We start from the raw sequence: 22,770 nt of genomic DNA, 5'->3' as shown, positions 1-22,770 counted from the left end.
CCGCGCTGGGTGGCGAAGCCGCCCCAACAAGGGCGCCGCGGTTCTTCAGATAGACCGAGGTGCCTGGTATCGGGGCGGCTTCGCCGCCCAGCGCGGGGCAAGCCCGCTCACTACAGGCTCGGTTTTTCTCGGGATAAGAATAATTAGGGAAGAGAAATGCACCAGCAAGAAAAGGGTTTGAAACGCGGGCTTTCAGCTCGACATATTCGCTTCATGGCACTCGGCTCGGCCATCGGCACCGGGTTGTTCTACGGTTCCGCCTCCGCCATCCAGATGGCCGGTCCTGCCGTGCTCCTGGCCTACCTGATCGGCGGCGCCGCCGTGTTCATGGTAATGCGCGCCCTCGGCGAGATGGCGGTGCACAACCCGGTGGCCGGCTCTTTTGGCCAATACGCCAGTACTTACCTGGGGCCTATGGCCGGCTTCATCCTCGGTTGGACCTACGCGTTTGAAATGATCATCGTCTGCCTCGCCGACGTCACCGCCTTCGGCATCTATATGGGCTTCTGGTTTCCGGAAGTTGCGCGCTGGGTCTGGGTGCTGGGCATCGTGTTTCTGATCGGCGGCCTGAACCTGTGCAACGTCAAAGTCTTTGGCGAAATGGAGTTCTGGCTGTCGCTGCTCAAGGTCGGCGCCATTGTCGCGATGATCCTCGGCGGCTTGGGCATCATGCTCTTGGGCATTCACTCGGCCGGTGAAACCCAGGCCAGTGGCCTGAGCAACCTCTGGGCCCATGGCGGTTTTATGCCCAACGGCGTCGGTGGCTTGATCGCCTCGTTCGCGGTGGTGATGTTCGCCTTCGGTGGCATTGAAATCATCGGCATCACCGCCGGTGAAGCCAAAGACCCGCAACGCGTGATCCCCAAGGCGATCAACGCCGTGCCGTTGCGCATCCTGTTGTTCTACGTGCTGACCTTGTTGGTGTTGATGGCGATCTACCCTTGGCCGCAGATCGGCAGTCAGGGCAGTCCGTTTGTGCAGATCTTCAGCAACCTCGGCATCGGCTCGGCAGCGACCCTGCTCAATATTGTGGTGATTTCGGCGGCGGTGTCGGCCATCAACAGTGACATCTTCGGCGCCGGTCGCATGATGTACGGCCTGGCCCAGCAAGGGCAGGCGCCAAAGGGGTTTGCCCGGTTGTCCCGGCAGGGCGTGCCGTGGATGACCGTGGTGGTGATGGGCGCGGCGTTGCTCGGCGGCGTGGTGCTCAACTACCTGATCCCGGAAAACGTGTTCCTGCTGATCGCCTCGATTGCCACGTTTGCCACCGTGTGGGTGTGGCTGATGATCCTGTTCACCCAGGTGGCCATGCGCCGTTCCATGACCCGGGAGCAAGTGGCCGAGTTGAAATTCCCGGTGCCGTTCTGGCCCTATGCGCCGGCTGCGGCCATCGTCTTCATGCTGTTCGTGTTTGGTGTGCTGGGGTACTTCCCGGACACCCAGGCCGCTTTGCTGGTCGGGGCTGTATGGATCGTGTTGTTGGTGGTGGCTTACCTGCTGTGGGTCAAGCCTGCTGCCGGACAAGCGGCCAAGGTCCATTACGAGTCGGTTCTGTCTCATCGTTAACTTAGGGAGGCGTTGATGAAAACGCTTTGGCAACACTGCCACGTCGCAACCATGGCTCATGGCAAGTACTCGATCATCGAGGATGCCGCCATGGTCACCGCAGGTTCGCTCATCGAGTGGATCGGCCCCCGCAGCCAGGCGCCGACGGCGGACTACGCCCAGGTGCATGACCTGCAAGGCGCGTGGGTTACCCCCGGGCTGATCGACTGCCACACCCACACGGTGTTCGGCGGCAATCGCAGCGGCGAATTCGAGCAGCGCCTGGAAGGCGTCAGCTATGCCGAAATCGCGGCCAAGGGTGGCGGTATTGCCAGCACCGTGCGCGCCACCCGTGCCGCCACCGAAGACGAACTGTTCGAAAGCAGCCGCAAGCGCCTGCGCAGTTTGTTGCGTGACGGCGTGACCACGGTCGAGATCAAGTCCGGTTACGGCCTGGACCTGGCCAACGAACGCAAGATGCTGCGGGTTGCGCGGCGCCTCGGCGAAGCTCTCCCGGTCAGCGTGCGTGCGACATGCCTGGCTGCCCACGCATTGCCGCCGGAATACAAGGATCGCGCCGACGCTTACATCGAACACATCTGTACCGAGATGCTGCCCGCCCTGGCAGCCGAAGGGCTGGTGGATGCGGTGGATGCCTTCTGCGAATACCTGGCGTTTTCCCCGGAGCAGGTGGAGCGTGTCTTCCAAGTCGCCCAGCAACTGGGCCTGCCGGTGAAGCTGCACGCCGAGCAACTGTCATCGTTGCATGGCTCCAGCCTGGCGGCGCGCTATCACGCGTTGTCGGCGGACCATCTGGAATTCATGACCGAAGCCGACGCCATCGCCATGGCCGCCTCCGGCACCGTCGCCGTCTTGCTGCCGGGCGCGTTCTACTTCCTGCGCGAAACCCAACTGCCGCCGATGGACGCCCTGCGCAAACACGGGGTGAAGATCGCCATCGCCAGCGACCTAAACCCCGGCACTTCGCCGGCGCTGTCGGTGCGCCTGATGCTGAACATGGCCTGCACCCTGTTCCGCATGACCCCGGAAGAAGCCCTGGCTGGCGCCACCCAACATGCGGCCACCGCCCTGGGGATGGGGGACAGCCATGGTTCGCTGGAAGTGGGCAAGGTTGCGGATTTTGTCGCATGGCAGATCGATCGTCCCGCCGACCTGGCCTACTGGCTGGGTGGCGAGCTGGATAAACGCGTTGTGCGCCATGGCGTCGACGTCACTGTTTGAGGAGTGTTGTTGTGGATAAGGTTCTGACATTCAAACAAGGCCGTGTACCCCTGTTGATCAGCATGCCCCACGCCGGTGTGCGCCTGACGCCAGCTGTCGAAGCCGGCTTGATCCCCGAGGCGCAAAGCCTGCCGGACACCGACTGGCACATCCCTACGTTGTATGACTTTGCCGAAGAACTGGGCGCCAGCATCCTGGCGGCCGAGTACTCGCGGTTTGTGATCGACCTTAACCGCCCGTCTGACGATAAGCCGTTGTATGTCGGTGCAACCACCGGCCTGTACCCGGCGACCTTGTTCGACGGCGTGCCGTTGTTCCGTGAAGGGCTGGAACCCGACGAGAGCGAACGCGCCAGCTACCTGCAAAAGGTCTGGGGGCCGTATCACCGCACGCTGCAAGAGGAACTGGCCCGGCTCAAGGCCGAGTTCGGCTATGCCTTGCTGTTCGATGCGCACTCGATCCGTTCGGTCATCCCGCACCTGTTCGAGGGGAAATTGCCGGACTTCAACCTCGGTACGTTCAACGGTGCCGCCTGTGACCCGGAGTTGGCCAGTCAGCTTGAGGCTATCTGCGCCAGCCATCCGCAGTACACCCATGTGCTGAACGGGCGCTTCAAGGGTGGGCATATCACCCGGCACTACGGTAACCCGGCCCAGGACATCCATGCCGTGCAGCTGGAATTGGGGCAGTGCACTTATATGGAAGAGTTCGAACCGTTCCGTTATCGCGCGGACCTGGCCGAGCCGACACGCGTGGTGTTGAAGCAGTTGCTGGAGGCGTTTTTGGCCTGGGGGCAAAAGCGCTACGGCTGAACTGTCATCGGGAGCAATGCCCCTAGCTGTGTGAACCCGATCAAAGGTCGGAGGGGGCTTGCCCCCGATGACGCGTGTACAGTCGCCACAGTGCAACTGTCGGTCGCCACCGTTCGTGTTGAGCGCATCCCTGCTGGGTAAGGTTGTTGAATAAAAACAGCCGAGTGAGCCCGCATCCATGAAAAAACTGTTGTTGTCCCTCACTGGTGCCGTGCTGCTCAGCGCGAATGCCATGGCCGCCGAGCCAAGTTCCTGCAAAAACATCCGTATGGGCGTGGTCAGCTGGACCGATGTGATCGCCACCTCCGGCATGGCCGACGTACTGCTCAACGGCCTGGGCTACGACAGCAAGCAGACCAGCGCCGTGCAGCAGATCATCTTTGCCGGGATTCGCGACAAGCGCCTGGATATCTTCCTGGGTTACTGGAAGCCGGCGATGGACAACAACATCGCGCCGTTCCTGGCGGCCAAGCAGGTCAAGGTCTTCGACAAACCCAGCCTCGCCGACGCCCAGGCGACCCTGGCCGTGCCGCAATACGTTGCGGATGCGGGCCTGAAAACCTTCGCCGATATCACCCGCTTCAAGGACAAGCTAGGCGGTAAGATCTATGGCATCGAGCCCGGCAGCGGGGCCAACACCGATATCCAGAAGATGATCGACACCGACCACTTCGGCCTCGGCGGTTTCAAGCTGGTCGCTTCGGGGGAGGCCGGCATGCTGGCGGCGGTGCAGCGCGCAGTGAATCGCAAGGAGTTCGTGGTGTTTGTGGGTTGGACCCCGCACCCGATGAACATCAATATGAAGATGACCTACCTTACCGGCAGTGACGATGTGTTTGGCCCTGACGAAGGCCGCGCCACGGTCTCCACCGTCACCGCGCCGGACTTCGCCGAGCGCTGCCCCAATGCGAACCGGCTGCTGGAAAACCTGACCTTCACTGCCGCCCAGGAAAGCCAGTTGATGGTACCGATCATGGAGCGCCAGTCGCCCCAGGATGTGGCCAGGCAGTGGCTGCGTGATCACCCCGAGGATTTGCAGCGCTGGCTGGCCGGGGTTCAAGCGTTTGATGGCAGTGATGGCACGGCGGCGGTTCAGGCCAGCCTCAAGCCCTGAGGCAATCACAAATCCAAATGTGGGAGCAGGGTTGCTCCCACAGTTTGATCTTCATTGCTAAGGATATGCGCGCATGTATCCAATTTCTCCGCAGCTTGCTGCTTTCGTCGCCAAAACCGAATCTTTCACCAGTGACGACTCATCCCTGGCCAGTTTGCGCCAGAACTACGACCGCATGTGCCAGGCATTCACCCCGCCGAAACCAGCGGGCTTGCAGGTCGGTGACTTCACCCTGGCCGGCGTGCGCGTGCGCAGTTATCTGCCGACTGCGTCCACTCCACCTGATGGCTGGCCATGTCTTTTTTATATACATGGCGGTGGCTGGATCGTCGGTGGGTTGGATTCCCATGATTTCATCTGCTTCGAACTGGCCAGCACGCTGCAGGTGCTGGTCATCGCCATCGACTACCGCTTGGCGCCGGAGCATCCGTTCCCGGCAGCTTATGACGATTGCCGCGACGTGTGGCAGGCCGTCCAGGCAGGGCAGGCGCCCCACGCTATCAACCTGCAACGTCTGGTGGTGATCGGCGACAGTGCCGGCGGCAACCTGGCAGCGGCGTTGTGCCAGGGTCTGCGGGATGCTGGCCAAGCGTTGCCCAAGGTTCAGGTGCTGATTTACCCAGGCTTGGGTGGCCCGGCCGATTTGCCGTCGCGTCGTGATTGCAGGGACGCGCCGCTGCTCAGCACCGACGACACCGATTATTACGCGCGGCTGTACCTGCAAGGTGCAGGCAAGCCATCGGCTTATGCCATGCCGCTGTTGGCCGAGGACTTGCGCCGTTTGCCCAGCGCCCTGGTCGCGGTGGCCCAATTCGACCCGCTACGCGACGACGGCATGTTGTATGCCGAGCGCTTGCAAGCGGCGGGTGTCAATGCCGTGCTGTACCCGGGTAAAGGTCTGATCCATGGCTGTTTGCGCGCACGCGGCCAAGTGCCGGAGGTGGATCGGCTGTATGACTATCTGCTGCAGTTCCTGAGGAGCGAAGTGCTGACACAGGTCTAATTGCTCAAGGACATGCTCATTGCACAATTCGGGTTTATGATGCCAGACGGCAAAATAATAGACGTCCCCCCAGGGATGAACCCGACACCCTACGGAGCGCGCAATGCAGACTTGGTACCCGCAGATCAAACCCTACGCCCGGCACGATCTGGCAGTCGATGACGTCCACACGCTGTATGTCGATGAAAGTGGCTCTCCCGAAGGCTTGCCGGTTATTTTCATCCATGGTGGCCCAGGTGCCGGTTGCGACGCCAACAGCCGCTGCTACTTTGATCCGAACCTGTACCGCATCGTCACCTTCGACCAGCGCGGCTGCGGGCGCTCCACTCCTCGCGCCAACCTGGAAAACAACACCACCTGGGATCTGGTCGCCGACATGGAGCGCATCCGCGAACACCTGGGCATCGATAAATGGGTGCTGTTCGGTGGCTCCTGGGGCTCGACCCTGGCCCTGGCCTACGCGCAAACCCATCCGGAGCGCGTACATGGCCTGATTGTGCGCGGCATTTTCCTGGCTCGTCCCAAGGACATCCACTGGTTCTACCAGGAGGGCGCCAGCCGCATGTTCCCGGATTACTGGCAGGATTACCTCGCGCCTATCCCGCAGGATGAGCGCCATGATTTGCTGGGTGCCTACCACAAACGCCTGACCGGCAACGACCAGATCGCCCAGATGCACGCGGCCAAGGCGTGGTCGACCTGGGAAGGGCGCATGCTGGGCCTGTGCCCCAACCCTGCGCAGGTGGAGCGGTTTGCCGAGCCGCAGCGTGCGCTGTCCATCGCTCGCATCGAGTGCCATTACTTCACTAACAACTCATTCCTCGAGCCCGACCAGCTGATTCGCGACATGCACAAGATCGCCCATCTGCCTGGCGTAATCATCCATGGCCGCTACGATATGATCTGCCCACTGGATAACGCCTGGGAGTTGCATCAGGCGTGGCCCAACAGTGAGCTGCAGGTTATTCGCGAGGCTGGCCATGCCGCATCCGAACCCGGCATCACCGATGCTTTGGTGCGTGCCACCGGGGAAATGGCCCGCAACCTGCTTGACTTGCCGCCTGAAGAAGCATGAAGGGCTTGTTGCAACGGGTGCGCGGCGCCCGGGTCGAGGTGGCGGGCGATATCGTAGGGGCGATCGACCAGGGTTTGCTGGTGCTGGTCGCCGTCGAACCTTCAGATACGCCCGAGAGCGCCGACAAACTTTTGCACAAGCTGCTTAACTATCGAGTGTTCAGCGATGATGAGGGCAAGATGAACTTGTCTTTGAAGGACATCGAAGGTGGTTTGCTGCTGGTGTCGCAATTCACCCTGGCAGCGGACACCAAGAGCGGGCTGCGGCCGAGCTTCTCCACGGCGGCCCCTCCGGCGCTGGGAGCGGCGCTTTTTGAACACTTGCTGTTACAAGCGCAACAATTGCATGGCAAGGTAGCGTCAGGGCGTTTTGGCGCTGATATGCAGGTGCATTTGGTCAATGATGGCCCTGTGACCTTCCTCTTACAGACATGAATGTATTAAAAACGACTTTAATGCCTAAAAACGCAGGGTTTCACTACAAATACTTCGTTGTCCCTGATGCGTTGTTTCGCGGGCTACTAGATAATCGCGCGCTACGGGGATCAGCGTTGTTTGGTCCATTTTTGACTTAGGTAGAGACTTGTCCGATAGCCTTTTGGGGAATCATTTTGACCCAGGGGAGTCGGAACAATGCTCGCCAACCTGGCATATAGATAGCTGGCCGTTGGTTTTTTGATCTGTTTTCGGCGAGGGTTGCTCGTGATTGTTAGTCCCTGTAATGCACCAAAATTGTCTGCCAAACGGTTACGAAACGCACTGGTGACGGGCTCTGCCCTGTTTTGCCTGTTCGGCGCGGGTCAACTGTGGGCATTCAGTCTGGATGATGTGTCGGCCAAGGCAAAAGAGCTGGCCGGGCAAAAATACGAAGCTCCGCGCAGCAATTTGCCAAACGAATTCCGCGAAATGAAATTCGCTGACTACCAGAAGATTCGTTTCCGCAACGAAAAAGCCGAGTGGGCTGATCAGAACACCCCGTTCAAACTGTCCTTCTATCACCAGGGTATGCATTTCGATACACCGGTGAAAATCAACGAAGTGACCGCCGACAGCGTCCAGGAAATCAAGTACGACCCGACTCGTTTCGATTTCGGCGACGTGAAGTTTGACCCTAAAGCCACCGAACAGCTGGGTTATGCCGGTTTCCGTGTGCTGTACCCGATCAACAAGGCCGACAAGCAAGACGAAATCATGACCATGCTGGGCGCGAGCTATTTCCGCGTTGTCGGCAAGGGCCAGACGTATGGCTTGTCCGCCCGTGGCATGGCGATCGACACTGCCTTGCCGTCCGGCGAGGAGTTCCCGCGTTTCACCGAGTTCTGGATCGAGCGTCCGAAACCGGGCGAGAAACAACTGGTGATCTTTGCCTTGCTCGACTCTCCACGGGCCACCGGCGCGTATCGCCTGACCCTGCGTCCGGGCGCCGACACCATTGTCGACGTCAAGTCCCAGATGTTCCTGCGCGACAAGGTCAGCAAGTTGGGCGTTGCCCCGCTGACCAGCATGTACCTGTTCGGCGCCAACCAGCCGTCCAAGGTGCTCAACTACCGTCGTGAGCTGCACGACTCCAGCGGCCTGTCGATCCACGCCGGTAATGGCGAATGGATCTGGCGCCCGCTGAACAACCCTAAACACCTGTCGGTCAGCAGCTTCGCCGTGGAAAACCCGAAAGGTTTCGGCCTGCTGCAACGCGGTCGCGACTTCAGCCATTACGAAGACCTGGACGACAACTACGACAAGCGCCCAAGCGCCTGGATCGAGCCCGAAGGCGACTGGGGCAAAGGCACTGTCAGCCTGGTGGAAATTCCGACCGCCGATGAAACCAACGACAATATCGTTGCCTTCTGGAGCCCGGAAAACCTACCTGAAGTCGGTCAGCCGCTGGACGTTTCCTACCGCCTGCACTGGACCATGGACGAGAAAGCCCTGCACCCGAGCGATAGCGCCTGGGTCAAGCAGACCCTGCGTTCCACCGGTGACGTGAAGCAGTCCAACCTGATTCGCCAGCCTGACGGCAGCGTGGCCTACCTGGTGGACTTCGAGGGCCCGTCTCTCAAGGCACTGCCTGCGGACGCCCCGGTGCGCAGCCAGGTGAGTGTCGGCGACAACGCCGAACTGGTTGAAAACAGCGTGCGTTACAACGAGCACACCAAAGGCTGGCGCCTGACCCTGCGAATGAAGATCAAGGACGCAGGCAAGCCGACCGAAATGCGTGCGGCGCTGGTGCAAGATGTTCCTCCTCCGGCGCCTGAGCAGGACTCGAGCCACGTGCTCAAGGCCGACAAGGTCCTGGCCAAGCAGCACGAGAAACAGGCCAAGAAAGACGCCAAGGATGCGAAAGACAAGGAAGCCAAACAGCCCGAAGCTGCCCCTGCCACCCCAGAGCCGGCCAAGACCGAACAAGTCCTGACCGAGACCTGGAGCTACCAGTTGCCTGCCGATGAGTAATTCACAAGCCAAACCAGAAACTCTGTCCGAGTACCTGGCGCATCTCCCGTTGACTGCCGAGCAGCGCGCCGAACTGGCGGGCTGCACCTCCTTCAGCGAATTGCACGAACGCCTGTCGTCGAAGACGTTCGACGCACCGACCGACGCCGCCCAGGCGTCGGTTGGCACGCGCTTGACCCTCAGTACCGCCGAGGAACTGCAAGACGCCGAAATGCTCGCGCTCGACGCCAGCGGCCGGGTCAGCCTGAAGGCCACACCGCCGATCCGTCGGACCAAGGTGGTGCCTGAGCCATGGCGTACCAATATCCTGGTACGTGGCTGGCGCCGCTTGACCGGTCGCACCAACCCACCCAAGCCGCCGAAAGACGAGCGTGTATTGCCCGCTGCGCGCTGGCGCACCGTCGGTTCGATCCGCCGTTATATCCTGCTGATCTTGATGCTTGGCCAGACCATCGTGGCCGGCTGGTACATGAAAGGCATCATGCCGTACCAGGGCTGGTCGCTGGTCGACTTCGACGAGATCCGCAACCAGACCCTGCTGCAAACCGCCACACAGGTACTGCCTTACGCTCTGCAAACCAGCATCCTGATCATGTTCGGGATCTTGTTCTGCTGGGTCTCGGCGGGTTTCTGGACTGCGCTGATGGGCTTCCTGGAACTGCTTACGGGTCACGATAAATACCGCATCTCCGGTAAAAGTGCCGGTGACGAGCCGATTCCGAAGGACGCCCGTACCGCGCTGGTCATGCCGATCTGCAACGAAGACGTGCCCCGGGTATTTGCCGGTTTGCGCGCTACCTTCGAGTCGGTGGCCGCCACGGGCGACCTGGACCGCTTCGATTTCTTCGTGCTCAGCGACAGTAACGACGCCGATATCTGCATCGCCGAACAACAGGCCTGGCTGGACGTGTGCCGCGAAGCCGGTGGCTTCGGCAAGATCTTCTACCGCCGCCGTCGCCGCCGCGTTAAGCGTAAAAGCGGTAACCTCGACGACTTCTGCCGTCGCTGGGGCGGTGACTACAAGTACATGGTGGTGCTCGACGCCGACAGCGTGATGAGCGGCGAATGCCTGACCAGCCTGGTACGCCTGATGGAAGCCACGCCGGACGCGGGGATTATCCAGACCGCGCCGCGTGCGTCGGGCATGGACACGCTGTATGCGCGCATGCAGCAGTTCGCCACCCGCGTGTACGGCCCGTTGTTTACTGCCGGCCTGCACTTCTGGCAGTTGGGTGAATCCCACTACTGGGGCCACAACGCAATCATCCGCATGAAGCCGTTCATCGAGCACTGCGCCTTGGCGCCGTTGCCAGGCAAAGGCGCGTTCGCCGGTGCGATTCTGTCCCACGACTTCGTCGAAGCTGCGCTGATGCGTCGTGCAGGCTGGGGCGTGTGGATCGCCTATGATTTGCCGGGCAGCTACGAAGAACTGCCGCCCAACCTGCTGGATGAACTCAAGCGTGACCGTCGCTGGTGCCACGGCAACCTGATGAACTTCCGCCTGTTCCTGGTCAAGGGCATGCACCCGGTGCACCGTGCGGTGTTCCTCACCGGCGTGATGTCCTACCTGTCGGCGCCGTTGTGGTTCTTCTTCCTGGTGTTGTCGACCGCGCTGCTGGCGGTCAATACCCTGATGGAGCCGCAGTACTTCATGGCGCCGCGCCAGTTGTACCCGCTGTGGCCGCAATGGCATCCGGACAAGGCGGTGGCGCTGTTCTCCACCACCATCGTGCTGCTGTTCCTGCCTAAACTGCTGAGCATCATCCTGATCTGGGCCAAGGGCGCGAAAGAGTTCGGTGGCAAGTTCAAGGTGACGCTGTCGATGCTGCTGGAGATGCTGTTCTCCATGCTGCTGGCGCCGGTGCGGATGATCTTCCACACCCGCTTCGTACTGGCCGCGTTCCTCGGTTGGGCTGCGACCTGGAATTCGCCGCAACGTGACGACGATTCCACGCCATGGAGCGAGGCCGTCAAGCGCCACGGTCCGCAAACCGTGCTGGGCTTTTTGTGGGCCTTGTTGGTGGTGTGGTTGAACCCAAGCTTCCTGTGGTGGCTGATCCCGATCGTCGGCTCGCTGATGTTGTCGATCCCGGTGTCGGTGATCTCCAGCCGGGTCAAGTTGGGCCTCAAGTCCCGCGACGAGAGCCTGTTCCTGATCCCCGAGGAGTACAACCCGCCGCAAGCGCTGTTGTCGACCGAACAGTACACCCACGAAAACCGTTGGCACGCCCTGCATGACGGGTTTGTACGCTCGGTGGTCGACCCGCAGCAGAACGCCCTGGCCTGCGCCCTGGCGACTTCGCGCCACCGTCAGGCGGAGCCGATCGAGCACCTGCGTGCCGAGCGGGTGCGTCATGCGTTGAAAGTCGGCCCGGCCGCACTCAACAACGCTGAACGCCTGGCCCTGCTCAGCGATCCGGTAGCCCTGGCCCGCCTGCACCAGCAGGTCTGGAGTGAAGGTCACGCCGAATGGCTGGGCGCCTGGCGTGCCTCGATCAAGGCTGATCCGCACGCGCCGTTGCTGCCGCTGCAACCGCTGTCGTCCCAGGCCCAGCCGGCCTGATTCAGACGCCCCCGAAGGCTCACTTCGGGGGCGCTTGAAACGCTGGTCCTACGGCGTTTCGCGTCTCTTCCTTTTTGTTCTAACTCCTTGTTATTTCGAAACAAAAGACCTCGATTCGAGGCGTATTGCCGTGCCTGTGGCTGGGGTAGCATCGCCCCCCAGATTTGACTTGCCACGGGGGTATTCATGTTCAAGAGGTACGGTTCAGCATGGCTGATCGGCGTTGTCGCAGGCATCTACGCAGGTTGGTTGAATGCCGGTGCCCTCGATGATGCGGTTCGACGGGGAGTGCTGAAGGTCGGCACGACGCCCACCTACATCCCCTTTGAAATGACGGATAAGCAGGGGCGCATCGTCGGCTTCGAGATCGACCTGCTGCAGACCATGAGCCGTGCATTGGGGGTCGAGCTCGAGTTGGTGGCGGTGCCCTATACCGAGTTGCTGCCTGGCCTGATGACCAAGCAGTTTGACCTGATCGGCAGTGGCATGACGGTGACCCAGGAGCGCAACCTGAAACTGAATTTCAGCGACTCCTTTATCGTGGTCGGCCAAACCATCCTGCTGCACCCAAGCCTGGCCGGTAGGGTTTCCAGTATTGAAGACCTGGACAGTGCCGAGTACCGCGTCGCCGCCATTGCAGGCACCACCGGGCTGGCGGCGGCGCAGCGCTTCCTGGGCGCGGCGCGCCTGAGCAGTTTCGCAACCCCTGAAGAAGGTGTGCGCCAGGTCGTGGAGGGCAAGGCGGATGCCTTTGTGCACGATGCACCCTACAACCTGATTGCAATGACCCGCCCCGAGAACAGTGCGTTGCTGGTGCTCGAACAACCCTTCACCTTCGAACCGCTGGCCTTCGGCCTGAAGAAGGGCGACTACGATAGCCTCAACTGGATCAACCACTTCCTCAATCAGGTGGCCCAGGACGGGACCTACGATCGCCTGCACGACAAGTGGTTCAAGGACACTGCCTGGATGGCGGAAATCGACTGAAAGTCATAACTGTTTACACATAACCCAATGGACGAGTGACGAGGGCAATGTGTCTACGCCCATGCTTCGCTGCACCCATGTGGGGCATTTCCGACATACGCCGATAACATTTACCCGTGAAACCTTTGTGACGGGCAACGAGTGGGTTAGGATCGCACCCCGAAATGGTGCAGCCCTTTTGCGCGCCGCTCTTATAAGAACCGTCCAGGGGACTTGATGATGAAAAAGTATCTTTCGATGCTGATGCTCGGCGTCACGGCGTGGGTCGCCGCCACTGCGGCCCAGGCCGGTGCCATCGATGATGCGGTCAAGCGCGGCACGCTCAAAGTCGGCATGGACCCGACCTACATGCCGTTCGAAATGACAGACAAGCGCGGTGAAATCATCGGCTTCGAAGTCGACATCCTCAAGGCGCTGGCCAAGTCCATGGGCGTCAAGCTGGAGCTGGTCTCCACCGGTTATGACGGGATCATCCCGGCGTTCCTGACCGGTAAATTCGACATGATCGGCAGCGGCATGACCCTGACCCAGGAACGTAACCTGCGCCTGAACTTCAGCGAACCCTTCATCGTCGTCGGCCAGACCCTGCTGATACGTAAAGACCTGGAAGGCACCATCAAGTCCTATAAAGACCTGAACGACGAGAAGTTCCGCCTGACCTCCAAGCTCGGCACCACCGGTGAGATGGTTGCCAAAAAACTGATCTCCAAAGCCAAATACCATGGCTATGACAATGAGCAGGAAGGCGTACTGGACGTGGTCAACGGCAAGGCCGATGCCTTTGTGTATGACGCGCCTTACAACGTGGTCGCCGAGAAAAAAGTCGGTAACGGCAAGCTGGTGTTCCTGGAAGAACCGTTCACGTTCGAACCCTTGGCGTTCGGTTTGAAGAAAGGCGATTACGACAGCCTGAACTACATCAACAACTTCCTGCACCAGATCCGCAACGACGGCACCTACGATCGTATCCATGACAAGTGGTTCAAGAGCTCCGAGTGGCTCAAGGACATGGAATAAGGCTTAAGACCGAGTCGCGTCCTTCGCGAGCAAGCCCGCTCCCACATTTGACCGAGTTCCAGCATGAGCATGCGGTCGAGTGTGGGAGCGGGCTTGCTCGCGAAGGCGGTCTCACAGGCGACACATATCCCGGAAAGTGAAATGAAACAGAAAAAAGCCCAATGGCCCTGGCACCTGCTGACCGTGGTCGTGCTGGTCGGCCTGGCTGGCGCCTTGTACTACGCCACTTCGCTGATGTCCTACGAGTGGCGCTGGAACCGCGTACCGCAGTACTTCGCCTACCAGGCCGAGACCTCCCAGCGTGCCGCCGATATCTCCACCGTCGTTGAACTGGTGCGCAAGGGCGATGTGGCTGAAGTCACCCTGCGCAACGACGCCGGTGTAGAGCAGAAGCTGAGCGTGGCCGACAACAGCCTGCAAGTGGCACGTGGCGATGACGTAGCCGAGGGCGATGTGGTCGGCGTGACCCGCCATTGGGCGTTGGGCCCGCTGATGTGGGGCTTGTGGACCACCTTGTGGTTATCGGTGGTCTCCGGAGTGCTCGGGTTGGCGATCGGCTTGGCGACCGGCTTGTGCCGTCTCTCCAGCAACCCGACGTTGCGCGATCTGTCGACGATCTACGTCGAACTGGTGCGCGGAACGCCGTTGTTGGTGCAGATCTTCATTTTCTATTTCTTCATCGGCACCGTGCTCAACCTGTCCCGGGAGTTCGCCGGGGTGGCTGCGTTGTCACTGTTTACCGGCGCCTATGTGGCGGAAATCGTTCGTGCGGGTGTGCAGTCCATCGCCCGTGGTCAGAACGAAGCTGCGCGCTCCCTGGGGTTGAGTGCCGGCCAGTCGATGCGGCATGTGGTATTGCCGCAAGCCTTCAAGCGCGTGTTGCCGCCGTTGGCCGGGCAGTTTATCAGCCTGGTGAAGGACACCTCGCTGGTGTCGGTGATTGCGATTACCGAGTTGCTCAAAAGCGGCCGGGAGGTGATCACCACCTCGTTCTCGCCATTTGAAATCCTGTTCTGTGTGGCAGGCTTGTACCTGCTGATCAACCTGCCGCTGTCGAAAATGGCCAGCCGGCTTGAGCGGAGGCTCGCGCAAAGTGATTGAAGTCCGCGATCTGGTAAAAGTCTTCGATACCCGTGGCCAGGTCGTGCGCGCGGTGGACCACGTGACCACCCAAGTGGCCAAGGGCGAAGTGCTGGTGGTGATCGGCCCGTCGGGCTCCGGCAAGTCCACCTTCCTGCGGTGTCTCAATGGCCTGGAAACGTTCGATTCGGGCTCGGTGAGCATCGACGGCCTGCAGCTGGCTGATCCGAAAACCGATGTGAACGCCTATCGGCGTGAAGTCGGCATGGTGTTCCAGCACTTCAACCTGTTCCCTCATATGACCGTGCTGGAAAACCTGTGCCTGGCGCAAAAGGTCGTGCGCAAGCGCGCCAAGAAAGAGCGCGAGGCCAAGGCCCTGGCGCTGCTGGAAAAAGTCGGTATTGCGCAAAAGGCCAACGAGTTTCCATCACGGTTGTCCGGCGGCCAACAGCAGCGCGTCGCGATCGCTCGTGCCCTGGCGATGGAGCCCAAGGTGATGTTGTTCGATGAGCCCACCTCGGCCCTTGACCCGGAAATGGTCGGTGAAGTGCTCGACGTGATGAAGACCCTGGCCCTGGAAGGCATGACCATGGTCTGCGTCACCCACGAGATGGGGTTTGCCCGCGAAGTCGCCGACCGCGTGCTGTTCTTCGATCACGGCAAGTTGCTCGAAGACGCGTCCCCGGCCGAGTTCTTCGATGCCCCCAAAGACCCGCGGGCCCAAGCGTTTTTACGCCAGGTCCTGTAAGCGTCAGAGCCTGAATTTGCCGATCAGCGTCTGCAAATCCAGGCTCAGCCGCGTCAACTGAACACTGGCGGCCGCCATTTCTTCGCTGGCGGTCGCCGTCTGTTCCGACACATCCCGCACCTTCAACACACTGCGATTGATCTCCTCGGCCACCGCGCTTTGCTGCTCGGCGGCGGCGGCAATCTGCGGGTTCATGTCCTGGATGATCGACACCGTGCGCGCAATCGCCGCCAACGCTTGACCGGCATCGCGGGTCAGGCCGACGCTGGTGTCGGTCAGGTTTCGGCTGCTGTCCAGAATCTGCGCCACCTGCTCGGTGCCCTTGTTCAGGTCCAGGATCAGCCCTTCGATTTCTTCCGCCGATTCCTGGGTGCGTTGCGCCAGGCTGCGTACTTCATCGGCGACCACGGCAAACCCTTCTCCGGCACTCCCGGCGCGCGCCGCTTCGATGGCGGCGTTCAACGCCAGCAGGTTGGTTTGCTGGGACACGGATTTGATCACATCCAGCACGCTGCCGATTTTCTGGCTCTCCTGCTGCAAGGCGAGCATGGCGCGACTGGACAATGCCATTTCACTCGCCAGGTGACCAATCTGCTCCACCGCCTGCGCGACCACCTGTTCTCCGGCGCTGGCCTGTTGGTCTGCTTCCTGGGCGGCGGCCGACGCCTGTTCGGCGTGTCGCGAGACTTCCTGGGCGGTCGCGAGCATTTCATTCATGGCCGTGGCCACCTGGTCGGTTTCGTCTTTCTGGTTGTTCACGCCCGTGCGGGTTTGCAAGGTGACGGCGGACAATTGGGTGGCCGCACTGGCGATCTGCCGGGCACTGTCGCCGATGCGGCTGATCAGGTTGCGCAGGTTGCGGGTCATTTGCCCGATGCTCTGTTGCAATTGGCCCAGCTCATCACGGCGATCGGTCTGGGGGGCGTGGCTCAGGTCGCCGTCGGCGACGCGATGGGCAGCGGTGAGGATTTCGCGGAGCGGTACGGCAATCTGCCGGGCGATCCACCACGCGGCCAAGCCGCCCAGTAGCAAGGCCGCCGCTGTGACGTTGATCAGCAGTAAGCGCGTGTGTCTCGCTTCGTTATCACCCTGGGTGTTCTGCCCTTCAATCAATGCAAGGTTCTGCTCGCGCAATTGATTGAGTTGCTGTTCAAAGCGGTTTTGCACGGTTTCTGTGTTGAGCTGCGCGTCCTTGAGCCGGGTGAGTTGCTCGCGATAGGTGGCCAGGTCGGTTTTGAGCTGCGCCGAGTCGACAGGCAAGGTGGTGACTACGGCTTGGGCGACTTCCAGCGCGTCGAGCGTCTTGGCAATGGCCTCGGCGTAGGCTTGCAATGATTGCGCGGCCCATGCCGGGCTTTGCACACGCTCCTCGGCCTGCTCCATGGCCTGGCGCAACTGCTCGATGGCGCCATGGGCGTTGCCGTCTTCCGGGTCGGGTAATGCGCCGGCGAGCTGGACGAGCGTCTCACTGGCTTGCAGCGCCGTTCTTTTGAGCGCGGGGCGAATGCTCTCGCGTTGCTCGATCAAGGGCGGCAGTTGCACCAGGGCGGCCTTGAAATCCGCGACCCAGCGCGTTGCCTCCTGCAAGCGCTGCAGGTCGGCGGGGTCTTTCAAGCGGCTTGAAAGGTCGGCCAGGTGTGCGTCGATTTGTTCGATGCTGGTGGCCATCTTGGCCAGGCTGTCGGCGTCCGTCAGGGTGCGGTAAACGATACGATCAGCGCGCATGGCTTCTGTGTCGACGGCCAATCGCCCTAGCACCGTCAGGCTGCTGGTGTGATACAGCGCGGTGTTCAAGGCTTGCCAGCCGGTCATGGCGATCAGGAGACTGAGGATCAGCACTTGGCCGAATCCCAGGATGAGCTTGAGACGGACGCTGGCATTGACCAGCAAGTGGGTCAGCCGAGAAAACATGATGAGCCTCCAATCAGAAAAAGCGTTCGGTTAAAACGCTAAAACGATTCGAGGTGTTGGCGGGCTGATAACTGCGTAGGACGTTTCACAAATTGCGGCGGCCTTGATCGACCGCCGCAGCAAAGGGTCAGACGCGGAAGCGCCCGACCAAGGTCTGCAAGTAGATCCCAAGGCGCGCCAGTTCTGCGCTGGAGGTGGCGGTCTCTTCACTGGCCGACGACGTTTGCTCCGACACGTCGCGCACATTCAGCACACTACGGTTGATCTCTTCGGCGACGGCGCTTTGTTGCTCGGCGGCGGTAGCGATCTGCGAGTTCATCGCCTGGATGGTCGAGACCGTGCGGGTGATGCTCGCCAACGCACTGCCGGCGCGACGGGTCAATTCGACGCTGCTGTCGGTCAGGCCACGGCTGTTGTCCAGGATGCTGGCCACCTGCTGGGTGCCGCTTTGCAGGCCGACGATCAGTTCTTCGATCTCTTCGGTGGATTTCTGGGTGCGTTGGGCCAGGCTGCGCACTTCATCGGCCACCACCGCGAAGCCGCGTCCGGCTTCACCGGCGCGCGCCGCTTCAATTGCCGCGTTCAGCGCCAACAGGTTGGTTTGCTGGGCGACCGACTTGATCACGTCGAGCACGCTGCCGATCTTGTCGCTTTCGCGTTTCAGATCGCCCATGGCGGTAGTGGAGTGGCCGACTTCGGTGGCCAGGCGCTCGATCTGGTCGATGGCTTCACTGACCACCTTGTCACCTTCACGCGCCTGTTGGTCGGCGGCCACGGCGGCTTCGGACGCTTCCTCGGCGTTGCGCGCCACCTCCTGCACGGTGGCAGCCATTTCGTTCATGGCGGTGGCCACCTGGTCGGTTTCGACCTTCTGGCTGTTGACCCCGGCGCTGGTTTGTTCGGTCACGGCCGACAGTTGTTCGGCGGCGCTGGCGATTTGCGTGACGCCGTCGCTGATGCCGCCGATCAGTTCACGCAGGCCCACGGTCATGCTTTGCATGGCGCGTTGCAACTGGCCCAGTTCATCCTGGCGCATCGAGTCCAGGTTGTGGCTCAGGTCGCCCGAGGCTACGCGCTCTGCGACTTTAAGCGTCTGGTTCAGTGGGATGACGATTTGGCGGGTGATGGCCATGGCGGCGATGATGCCGAAGATCAGCGCCAGCACGGTGGCCAGCAGTAACAGCTGTTTGGCCTGCACAACGTCGGCATCACGCACTGCCGTTTGCGAGGTGGTGAGCTTTTCGCTATGGCCCAACAGGATATCGCCTTGGGCCTTCATGGTCGCCATGGCCGCCGCGCTGGCAACCTGGGCGTCGCGATACTGGCTGACGGCAGCGCGATAGGCTTGCAGCGACACCCCGGCTTCTTGCAGGTTGGCCTGATACGGCTCCGGCAATTGGCCTTGCAGTTGGTTGATTTTTTTCAGGGCGTTGTCGATGGCATCCAGGGCCGGCTGTTCGGCCTCCGTCTTGCCGCTGTAGGTGTAGCCGCGAACCTGGAAGCGCGATTGCTGGATCAGCTTGCTCAAGTCCACCACGCTATTGAACTGGGCGACGCTGTCGCCTTGCAGCAGGGCTTTTTCGATTTCATTGATCTTGGCCACGGCGTTGTCAGCGGTGTCGCCCAATTGGCTGCGGGCGCCTTCACGCTTCAGACCGGCCTGGACCATGGCGGCGAAGGCTTTTTTGTATTGATTCAGAGCCTCCAATTGCTGCTCGACCAGCGCCTTGTCGTTAGGCTGTTCGATCAGATCCAGAGCGGTTTTCAGGCCGCTGTCCAACTGCGTGAGCAAGCCATTGACCGCATCCGTACCTTGTTCACCACGACGCATCTCGAAGTCCAGGCGTGCCAGTCGCAGGTCTTTGGTCAGGCTGTTGAGGCTGGAAATAAAGCCAAGTTTGTCGCCACGGCTGGTCACGTTGCTCAGGCCGGTCCAGCCGGTGAAGGTGATCAGTAGCGTCAGGATCAACACCAAGCCGAAGCCTACGCCCAGCTTGCGATTGACGCTCACATTCCCCAGTTTTTCGGCTAACCAACGATACATGCTGCGATCTCCTTTGGAACAAGGCTTGGACTTATTCAAAGGCTATCGGCCGGCCGGGCTATACCTGTAGGAAAACTGGAGTTTGTAGTGAGCGGGCTTGCCCCGCGCTTGGGGGCAACGCCGCCCCAAACTCAGGCGCTGCGGTCTTTCTGAATCACCGCGGCGTCCTTGGTTAGGGCGGCTTCGCCCCCCAGCGCGGGGCGAGCCCGCTCACTACAGGGTGTTGTTAGAACAGGCGGGCGAGCAGGGCGGTGACCGCCGTTTCGACGCGCAGGATACGTGCGCCGAGTTGCACCGGTTGCAAGCCGGCCTGGGTCAGCAGGTCCACTTCGTAGGGAATCCAGCCGCCCTCGGGGCCGATGGCCAGTGTCACCGGCTCATCCAGCCCGCGCGGGCAGGCCGGGTAATCGCCAGGGTGGCCGATCAGGCCCAGGGTGCCTGCGGTCATGGCGGGCAAACGGTCTTCAACGAACGGCTTGAAGCGCTTTTCGATAATGATCTCGGGCAACACCGTATCCCGCGCCTGTTCCAGGCCCAGGATCAATTGCTCACGGATCGCTTCAGGTTCCAGGAACGGCGTCTGCCAGAAGCTTTTCTCTACGCGGTAGCTGTTGACCAGCACGACCTTCGGCACGCCCATGGCGGCCACGGTTTGCAGCACCCTGCGCAGCATTTTCGGGCGCGGCAGGGCCAGCAGCAGGGTCAGGGGCAGTTTGGCCGGCGGGGGCTGGTCGAAGCTGACTTGCAGCTCGCCCTCGCGGGTTTCCAGGCGCAACAGCTGGGCGTTGCCTATCAGGCCGCCGATGCGCCCCACGCGCAGGCTGTCGCCCACCGCAGCGCGGTGGACTTCCTGCATATGCACCAGGCGCCGATCACGCAGCACCACCCGGTCGGCCGCGATAAAGTCGGCCTCTTCCAGCAACAGCAGGTTCATGGCTGGGTGGCTGGCGGCTGGTCGTTGTCGACGGGCGGGTCATCCGGCTGGTCTTCGCGCTTGCTGATCAGGCTGCCGAACAGGATGCCGATCTCGAACAGCATCCACATGGGCACGGCCAGCAAGGTCTGGGAGAAGATGTCCGGCGGGGTGAGAATCATGCCGACCACGAAGCAACCGATGATCACGTACGGGCGGATCTTCTTGAGGTATTTGACGTCGACCACGCCGATCCATACCAGCAGCACCACGGCCACCGGAATTTCGAAGGCCACACCAAAGGCGAAGAACAGCGTCATCACGAAATCAAGGTAGCTGGTGATGTCGGTCATCATCTCCACGCCGGCCGGCGTGGCTGCGGCGAAGAATTTGAAGATCAGCGGGAACACCAGGAAATACGCGAACGCCATGCCGGTGTAGAACAACAGGATGCTCGACACCAGCAACGGAACGGCGATGCGCTTCTCATGCTTGTACAGGCCCGGCGCGATGAAGCCCCAGATCTGGTGCAGGATCACCGGGATCGCAAGGAACAACGACACCATCATGGTCAGCTTCAATGGCGTGAGGAACGGCGACGACACATCGGTGGCGATCATCGTTGCCCCAGCCGGCAGGTACTGGCGCAGAGGCGTGGAGACGAAGGTGTAGATTTGCTGGGTAAAGGCGAACAGCCCGGCAAAGATGATGAAGATGGCCGCTACACAACGCAGCAGGCGGGTGCGCAACTCGGTGAGGTGCGAGACCAGCGGCATGTGCTGGTCGTTTTCCGGTTTATCAGCGCTCATGGGGCTCGCGGCGGCAATGTAGGGTCATGGGGCGCGGGCGACGCAACGGGCGTCGGCGCAGGCTCGGTTGGCGCGGCGGGCGTGGCTTGTGCAACGGGTGCGGGCGCGATGCTGTTCGGGGCCGCAGGCTCCTCCGGCTTAGCCGGCTCCTGTACCGGCGACAGGATTTTCCGGGCTTCCTGCTCCAACGACAGAATGTGTTCGTTGTGCAGTTGGCGGCGGATCTCGTCGGCGCCGATTTCCCGTTCAACTTCCTGTTTGATGGCGTTGAAACTGCGTTTCAGGCGCCCGATCCACAGGCCGGCCGTGCGTGCGGCACCGGGCAGGCGTTCAGGCCCCAACACCAGTAACGCCACGAGGCCGACGAGTAGCAGTTCAGAGAAGCTGATACCAAACATTAGTCAGTGCTCACGAGTCTTTGCGGGTCGGCTCTTCGACTTTTTCAGCCTGCACGTCGAAGGTCCGACGCTCGGTGATCGGCTGGGTGGCCTGCGGATGTACCGGCTGGGCTGGCGGCACCGGAGTGGCGACCGGGTCGGCCGGTTTTTCGTCGTCGTTCATGGCCTTGCGAAAGCCCTTGATCGACTCGCCCACATCGGTGCCCAGGTTCTTGAGTTTCTTGGTGCCGAACACCAGTACCACCACCACCAGAATGACGATCCAGTGTTTCCAGTCAAAAATGCCCATGCTGCAATTCCTCTGTGAAAGTTATTCAGGCGGACGGGCGCGAGGCCTTTTCGACGTGCCCGGACAAGCCGAAGCGACGGTCCAGTTCATCCAGTACGGCCTGCGGATGCTGCCCCAGTTGGGCGAGCATGACCAGGCTATGGAACCACAAGTCGGCGGTTTCATAGATTACATCGCTGTAATCACCGCTGATCTGCGCGTCCTTGGCGGCGATGATCGTTTCGATGGACTCCTCGCCGAGCTTTTCCAGGATCTTGTTCAATCCCTTGTGGTACAGGCTGGCGACATAGGAGCTGTCGGCATCCGCGCCCTTGCGGTCTTCCAGTACCTGGGCCACGCGGTTCAGGGTATCGCTCATGTTCAGTGTCCTGGGGAATAAATGGCGTGCGGGTCTTTGAGCACCGGCTCGACAATTTTCCATTCGCCGTCTTCGAACACGCGATAGAAGCAACTGTGACGACCGGTGTGGCAGGCGATGTTGCCGATCTGCTCGACCATCAGGATCACCACGTCGGCGTCACAGTCGAGGCGTATCTCGTGCAGGGTTTGCACATGGCCGGACTCTTCGCCCTTACGCCACAGTTTGCCACGCGAACGTGACCAGTAAATAGCGCGCTGCTCAGCGGCGGTGAGGCTCAGGGCCTCGCGGTTCATCCAGGCCATCATCAGCACGCGCCCGGTCTTGTAGTCCTGGGCGATGGCCGGTACCAGGCCGTCATTGTCCCACTTGATTTCGTCCAACCAGTCTTTCATGTTCGGCTCCGGCAATTTGC

General features: G+C 61.1%; 20 protein-coding genes and 2 pseudogenes. 13 read left to right on the top strand and 9 right to left on the bottom strand.

The window, feature by feature from the left end:
- Positions 1 to 156 precede the first annotated feature (156 nt).
- The 13 genes and pseudogenes from C9383_RS17260 to C9383_RS17200 all read left to right on the top strand — a co-directional run bounded on the left by C9383_RS17260 (position 157) and on the right by C9383_RS17200 (position 15,633).
- Complete coding sequence (locus C9383_RS17260; protein ID WP_060754581.1) at positions 157 to 1,566, top strand: amino acid permease; 1,410 nt, start codon at positions 157 to 159, stop codon at positions 1,564 to 1,566.
- A gap of 15 nt (positions 1,567 to 1,581) precedes the next feature.
- Positions 1,582 to 2,787, top strand: a complete 1,206-nt coding sequence (gene hutI / locus C9383_RS17255) for an imidazolonepropionase (protein ID WP_090367337.1) — start codon at positions 1,582 to 1,584, stop codon at positions 2,785 to 2,787.
- Positions 2,788 to 2,798: 11 nt separating this feature from the next.
- Complete coding sequence (hutG, locus tag C9383_RS17250) at positions 2,799 to 3,599, top strand: N-formylglutamate deformylase (protein ID WP_090367335.1); 801 nt, start codon at positions 2,799 to 2,801, stop codon at positions 3,597 to 3,599.
- 178 nt (positions 3,600 to 3,777) lie between these two features.
- The gene (locus tag C9383_RS17245) at positions 3,778 to 4,713 is read left to right on the top strand and encodes a choline ABC transporter substrate-binding protein (protein ID WP_090367333.1); all 936 of its coding nucleotides are present in this window, start codon (positions 3,778 to 3,780) and stop codon (positions 4,711 to 4,713) included.
- 73 nt (positions 4,714 to 4,786) lie between these two features.
- Positions 4,787 to 5,716 (top strand): alpha/beta hydrolase, encoded by a 930-nt coding sequence (locus C9383_RS17240; RefSeq protein WP_090367331.1) that lies wholly within the window; start codon positions 4,787 to 4,789, stop codon positions 5,714 to 5,716.
- Positions 5,717 to 5,819: 103 nt separating this feature from the next.
- Positions 5,820 to 6,791: a prolyl aminopeptidase gene (gene pip / locus C9383_RS17235; RefSeq protein ID WP_090367329.1), complete on the top strand. Its 972-nt coding sequence runs from the start codon at positions 5,820 to 5,822 to the stop codon at positions 6,789 to 6,791.
- Complete coding sequence (gene dtd, locus C9383_RS17230; RefSeq protein WP_090367327.1) at positions 6,788 to 7,225, top strand: D-aminoacyl-tRNA deacylase; 438 nt, start codon at positions 6,788 to 6,790, stop codon at positions 7,223 to 7,225. The genes pip and dtd overlap by 4 nt, the downstream gene beginning before the upstream one ends.
- Positions 7,226 to 7,492: 267 nt before the next feature.
- The gene (locus tag C9383_RS17225) at positions 7,493 to 9,238 is read left to right on the top strand and encodes a glucan biosynthesis protein G (RefSeq protein WP_090372265.1); all 1,746 of its coding nucleotides are present in this window, start codon (positions 7,493 to 7,495) and stop codon (positions 9,236 to 9,238) included.
- Positions 9,231 to 11,839, top strand: a pseudogene (gene mdoH / locus C9383_RS17220) (glucans biosynthesis glucosyltransferase MdoH). The gene C9383_RS17225 and the pseudogene mdoH overlap by 8 nt, the downstream one beginning before the upstream one ends.
- Before the next feature lie 148 nt (positions 11,840 to 11,987).
- Complete coding sequence (locus tag C9383_RS17215; protein WP_090367325.1) at positions 11,988 to 12,788, top strand: transporter substrate-binding domain-containing protein; 801 nt, start codon at positions 11,988 to 11,990, stop codon at positions 12,786 to 12,788.
- Positions 12,789 to 13,007: 219 nt separating this feature from the next.
- A complete protein-coding gene (locus C9383_RS17210; RefSeq protein ID WP_060754572.1) occupies positions 13,008 to 13,805 on the top strand; it encodes a transporter substrate-binding domain-containing protein in 798 nt (265 codons plus the stop codon).
- 141 nt (positions 13,806 to 13,946) lie between these two features.
- Positions 13,947 to 14,906 carry an amino acid ABC transporter permease gene (locus C9383_RS17205; RefSeq protein ID WP_090367323.1) on the top strand — a complete coding sequence of 320 codons (960 nt, stop codon included), beginning with the start codon at positions 13,947 to 13,949 and terminating at the stop codon, positions 14,904 to 14,906.
- Positions 14,899 to 15,633, top strand: a complete 735-nt coding sequence (locus C9383_RS17200; RefSeq protein ID WP_060754570.1) for an amino acid ABC transporter ATP-binding protein — start codon at positions 14,899 to 14,901, stop codon at positions 15,631 to 15,633. Before C9383_RS17205 ends, C9383_RS17200 begins: the two co-directional genes overlap by 8 nt.
- A 3-nt stretch (positions 15,634 to 15,636) precedes the next feature.
- On the opposite strand, the gene C9383_RS17195 is transcribed toward C9383_RS17200, so the two are convergent.
- The 9 genes and pseudogenes from C9383_RS17195 to hisI all read right to left on the bottom strand — a co-directional run bounded on the left by C9383_RS17195 (position 15,637) and on the right by hisI (position 22,750).
- Positions 15,637 to 17,544 carry a methyl-accepting chemotaxis protein gene (locus tag C9383_RS17195; protein WP_090367320.1) on the bottom strand — a complete coding sequence of 636 codons (1,908 nt, stop codon included), beginning with the start codon at positions 17,542 to 17,544 and terminating at the stop codon, positions 15,637 to 15,639.
- 127 nt (positions 17,545 to 17,671) lie between these two features.
- Positions 17,672 to 18,385, bottom strand: coding sequence for a methyl-accepting chemotaxis protein (locus C9383_RS28705; RefSeq protein WP_413037842.1), 714 nt, complete (start codon positions 18,383 to 18,385; stop codon positions 17,672 to 17,674).
- 144 nt (positions 18,386 to 18,529) lie between these two features.
- Positions 18,530 to 19,588 (bottom strand): annotated as a pseudogene (locus tag C9383_RS28700) (methyl-accepting chemotaxis protein); the annotation flags it as partial.
- Positions 19,589 to 19,814: 226 nt separating this feature from the next.
- Positions 19,815 to 20,522, bottom strand: coding sequence for a 16S rRNA (uracil(1498)-N(3))-methyltransferase (locus tag C9383_RS17185; protein ID WP_090367316.1), 708 nt, complete (start codon positions 20,520 to 20,522; stop codon positions 19,815 to 19,817).
- Positions 20,519 to 21,310: a twin-arginine translocase subunit TatC gene (gene tatC / locus C9383_RS17180; RefSeq protein ID WP_060754566.1), complete on the bottom strand. Its 792-nt coding sequence runs from the start codon at positions 21,308 to 21,310 to the stop codon at positions 20,519 to 20,521. Before tatC ends, C9383_RS17185 begins: the two co-directional genes overlap by 4 nt.
- A complete protein-coding gene (tatB, locus tag C9383_RS17175) occupies positions 21,307 to 21,708 on the bottom strand; it encodes a Sec-independent protein translocase protein TatB (protein ID WP_060754565.1) in 402 nt (133 codons plus the stop codon). Before tatB ends, tatC begins: the two co-directional genes overlap by 4 nt.
- Positions 21,709 to 21,718: 10 nt before the next feature.
- Complete coding sequence (locus C9383_RS17170; RefSeq protein WP_060754564.1) at positions 21,719 to 21,997, bottom strand: twin-arginine translocase TatA/TatE family subunit; 279 nt, start codon at positions 21,995 to 21,997, stop codon at positions 21,719 to 21,721.
- A gap of 25 nt (positions 21,998 to 22,022) precedes the next feature.
- Complete coding sequence (locus tag C9383_RS17165; RefSeq protein ID WP_090367314.1) at positions 22,023 to 22,355, bottom strand: phosphoribosyl-ATP diphosphatase; 333 nt, start codon at positions 22,353 to 22,355, stop codon at positions 22,023 to 22,025.
- Positions 22,356 to 22,357: 2 nt separating this feature from the next.
- A complete protein-coding gene (gene hisI, locus C9383_RS17160; RefSeq protein WP_090367312.1) occupies positions 22,358 to 22,750 on the bottom strand; it encodes a phosphoribosyl-AMP cyclohydrolase in 393 nt (130 codons plus the stop codon).
- Between the last annotated feature and the right edge of the window lie 20 nt (positions 22,751 to 22,770).

Origin of the sequence: Pseudomonas palleroniana, assembly GCF_003031675.1 — a bacterium.
GTDB classification, from domain to species: Bacteria; Pseudomonadota; Gammaproteobacteria; order Pseudomonadales; family Pseudomonadaceae; genus Aquipseudomonas; species Aquipseudomonas palleroniana.
This window is presented reverse-complemented; position numbering and strand designations above follow the sequence as displayed.

Coding starts and splice junctions, on each gene's coding strand:
- C9383_RS28705 (WP_413037842.1), bottom strand. CDS start 18,385: ATGAACGAAATGGCTGCCACCGTGCAGGAGGTGGCGCGCAACGCCGAG.
- hisI (WP_090367312.1), bottom strand. CDS start 22,750: ATGAAAGACTGGTTGGACGAAATCAAGTGGGACAATGACGGCCTGGTA.
- pip (WP_090367329.1), top strand. CDS start 5,820: ATGCAGACTTGGTACCCGCAGATCAAACCCTACGCCCGGCACGATCTG.
- C9383_RS17210 (WP_060754572.1), top strand. CDS start 13,008: ATGAAAAAGTATCTTTCGATGCTGATGCTCGGCGTCACGGCGTGGGTC.
- dtd (WP_090367327.1), top strand. CDS start 6,788: ATGAAGGGCTTGTTGCAACGGGTGCGCGGCGCCCGGGTCGAGGTGGCG.
- tatC (WP_060754566.1), bottom strand. CDS start 21,310: ATGAGCGCTGATAAACCGGAAAACGACCAGCACATGCCGCTGGTCTCG.
- C9383_RS17240 (WP_090367331.1), top strand. CDS start 4,787: ATGTATCCAATTTCTCCGCAGCTTGCTGCTTTCGTCGCCAAAACCGAA.
- hutI (WP_090367337.1), top strand. CDS start 1,582: ATGAAAACGCTTTGGCAACACTGCCACGTCGCAACCATGGCTCATGGC.
- C9383_RS17185 (WP_090367316.1), bottom strand. CDS start 20,522: ATGAACCTGCTGTTGCTGGAAGAGGCCGACTTTATCGCGGCCGACCGG.
- C9383_RS17195 (WP_090367320.1), bottom strand. CDS start 17,544: ATGTTTTCTCGGCTGACCCACTTGCTGGTCAATGCCAGCGTCCGTCTC.
- C9383_RS17245 (WP_090367333.1), top strand. CDS start 3,778: ATGAAAAAACTGTTGTTGTCCCTCACTGGTGCCGTGCTGCTCAGCGCG.
- C9383_RS17205 (WP_090367323.1), top strand. CDS start 13,947: ATGAAACAGAAAAAAGCCCAATGGCCCTGGCACCTGCTGACCGTGGTC.
- C9383_RS17260 (WP_060754581.1), top strand. CDS start 157: ATGCACCAGCAAGAAAAGGGTTTGAAACGCGGGCTTTCAGCTCGACAT.
- tatB (WP_060754565.1), bottom strand. CDS start 21,708: ATGTTTGGTATCAGCTTCTCTGAACTGCTACTCGTCGGCCTCGTGGCG.
- C9383_RS17165 (WP_090367314.1), bottom strand. CDS start 22,355: ATGAGCGATACCCTGAACCGCGTGGCCCAGGTACTGGAAGACCGCAAG.
- C9383_RS17215 (WP_090367325.1), top strand. CDS start 11,988: ATGTTCAAGAGGTACGGTTCAGCATGGCTGATCGGCGTTGTCGCAGGC.
- C9383_RS17170 (WP_060754564.1), bottom strand. CDS start 21,997: ATGGGCATTTTTGACTGGAAACACTGGATCGTCATTCTGGTGGTGGTG.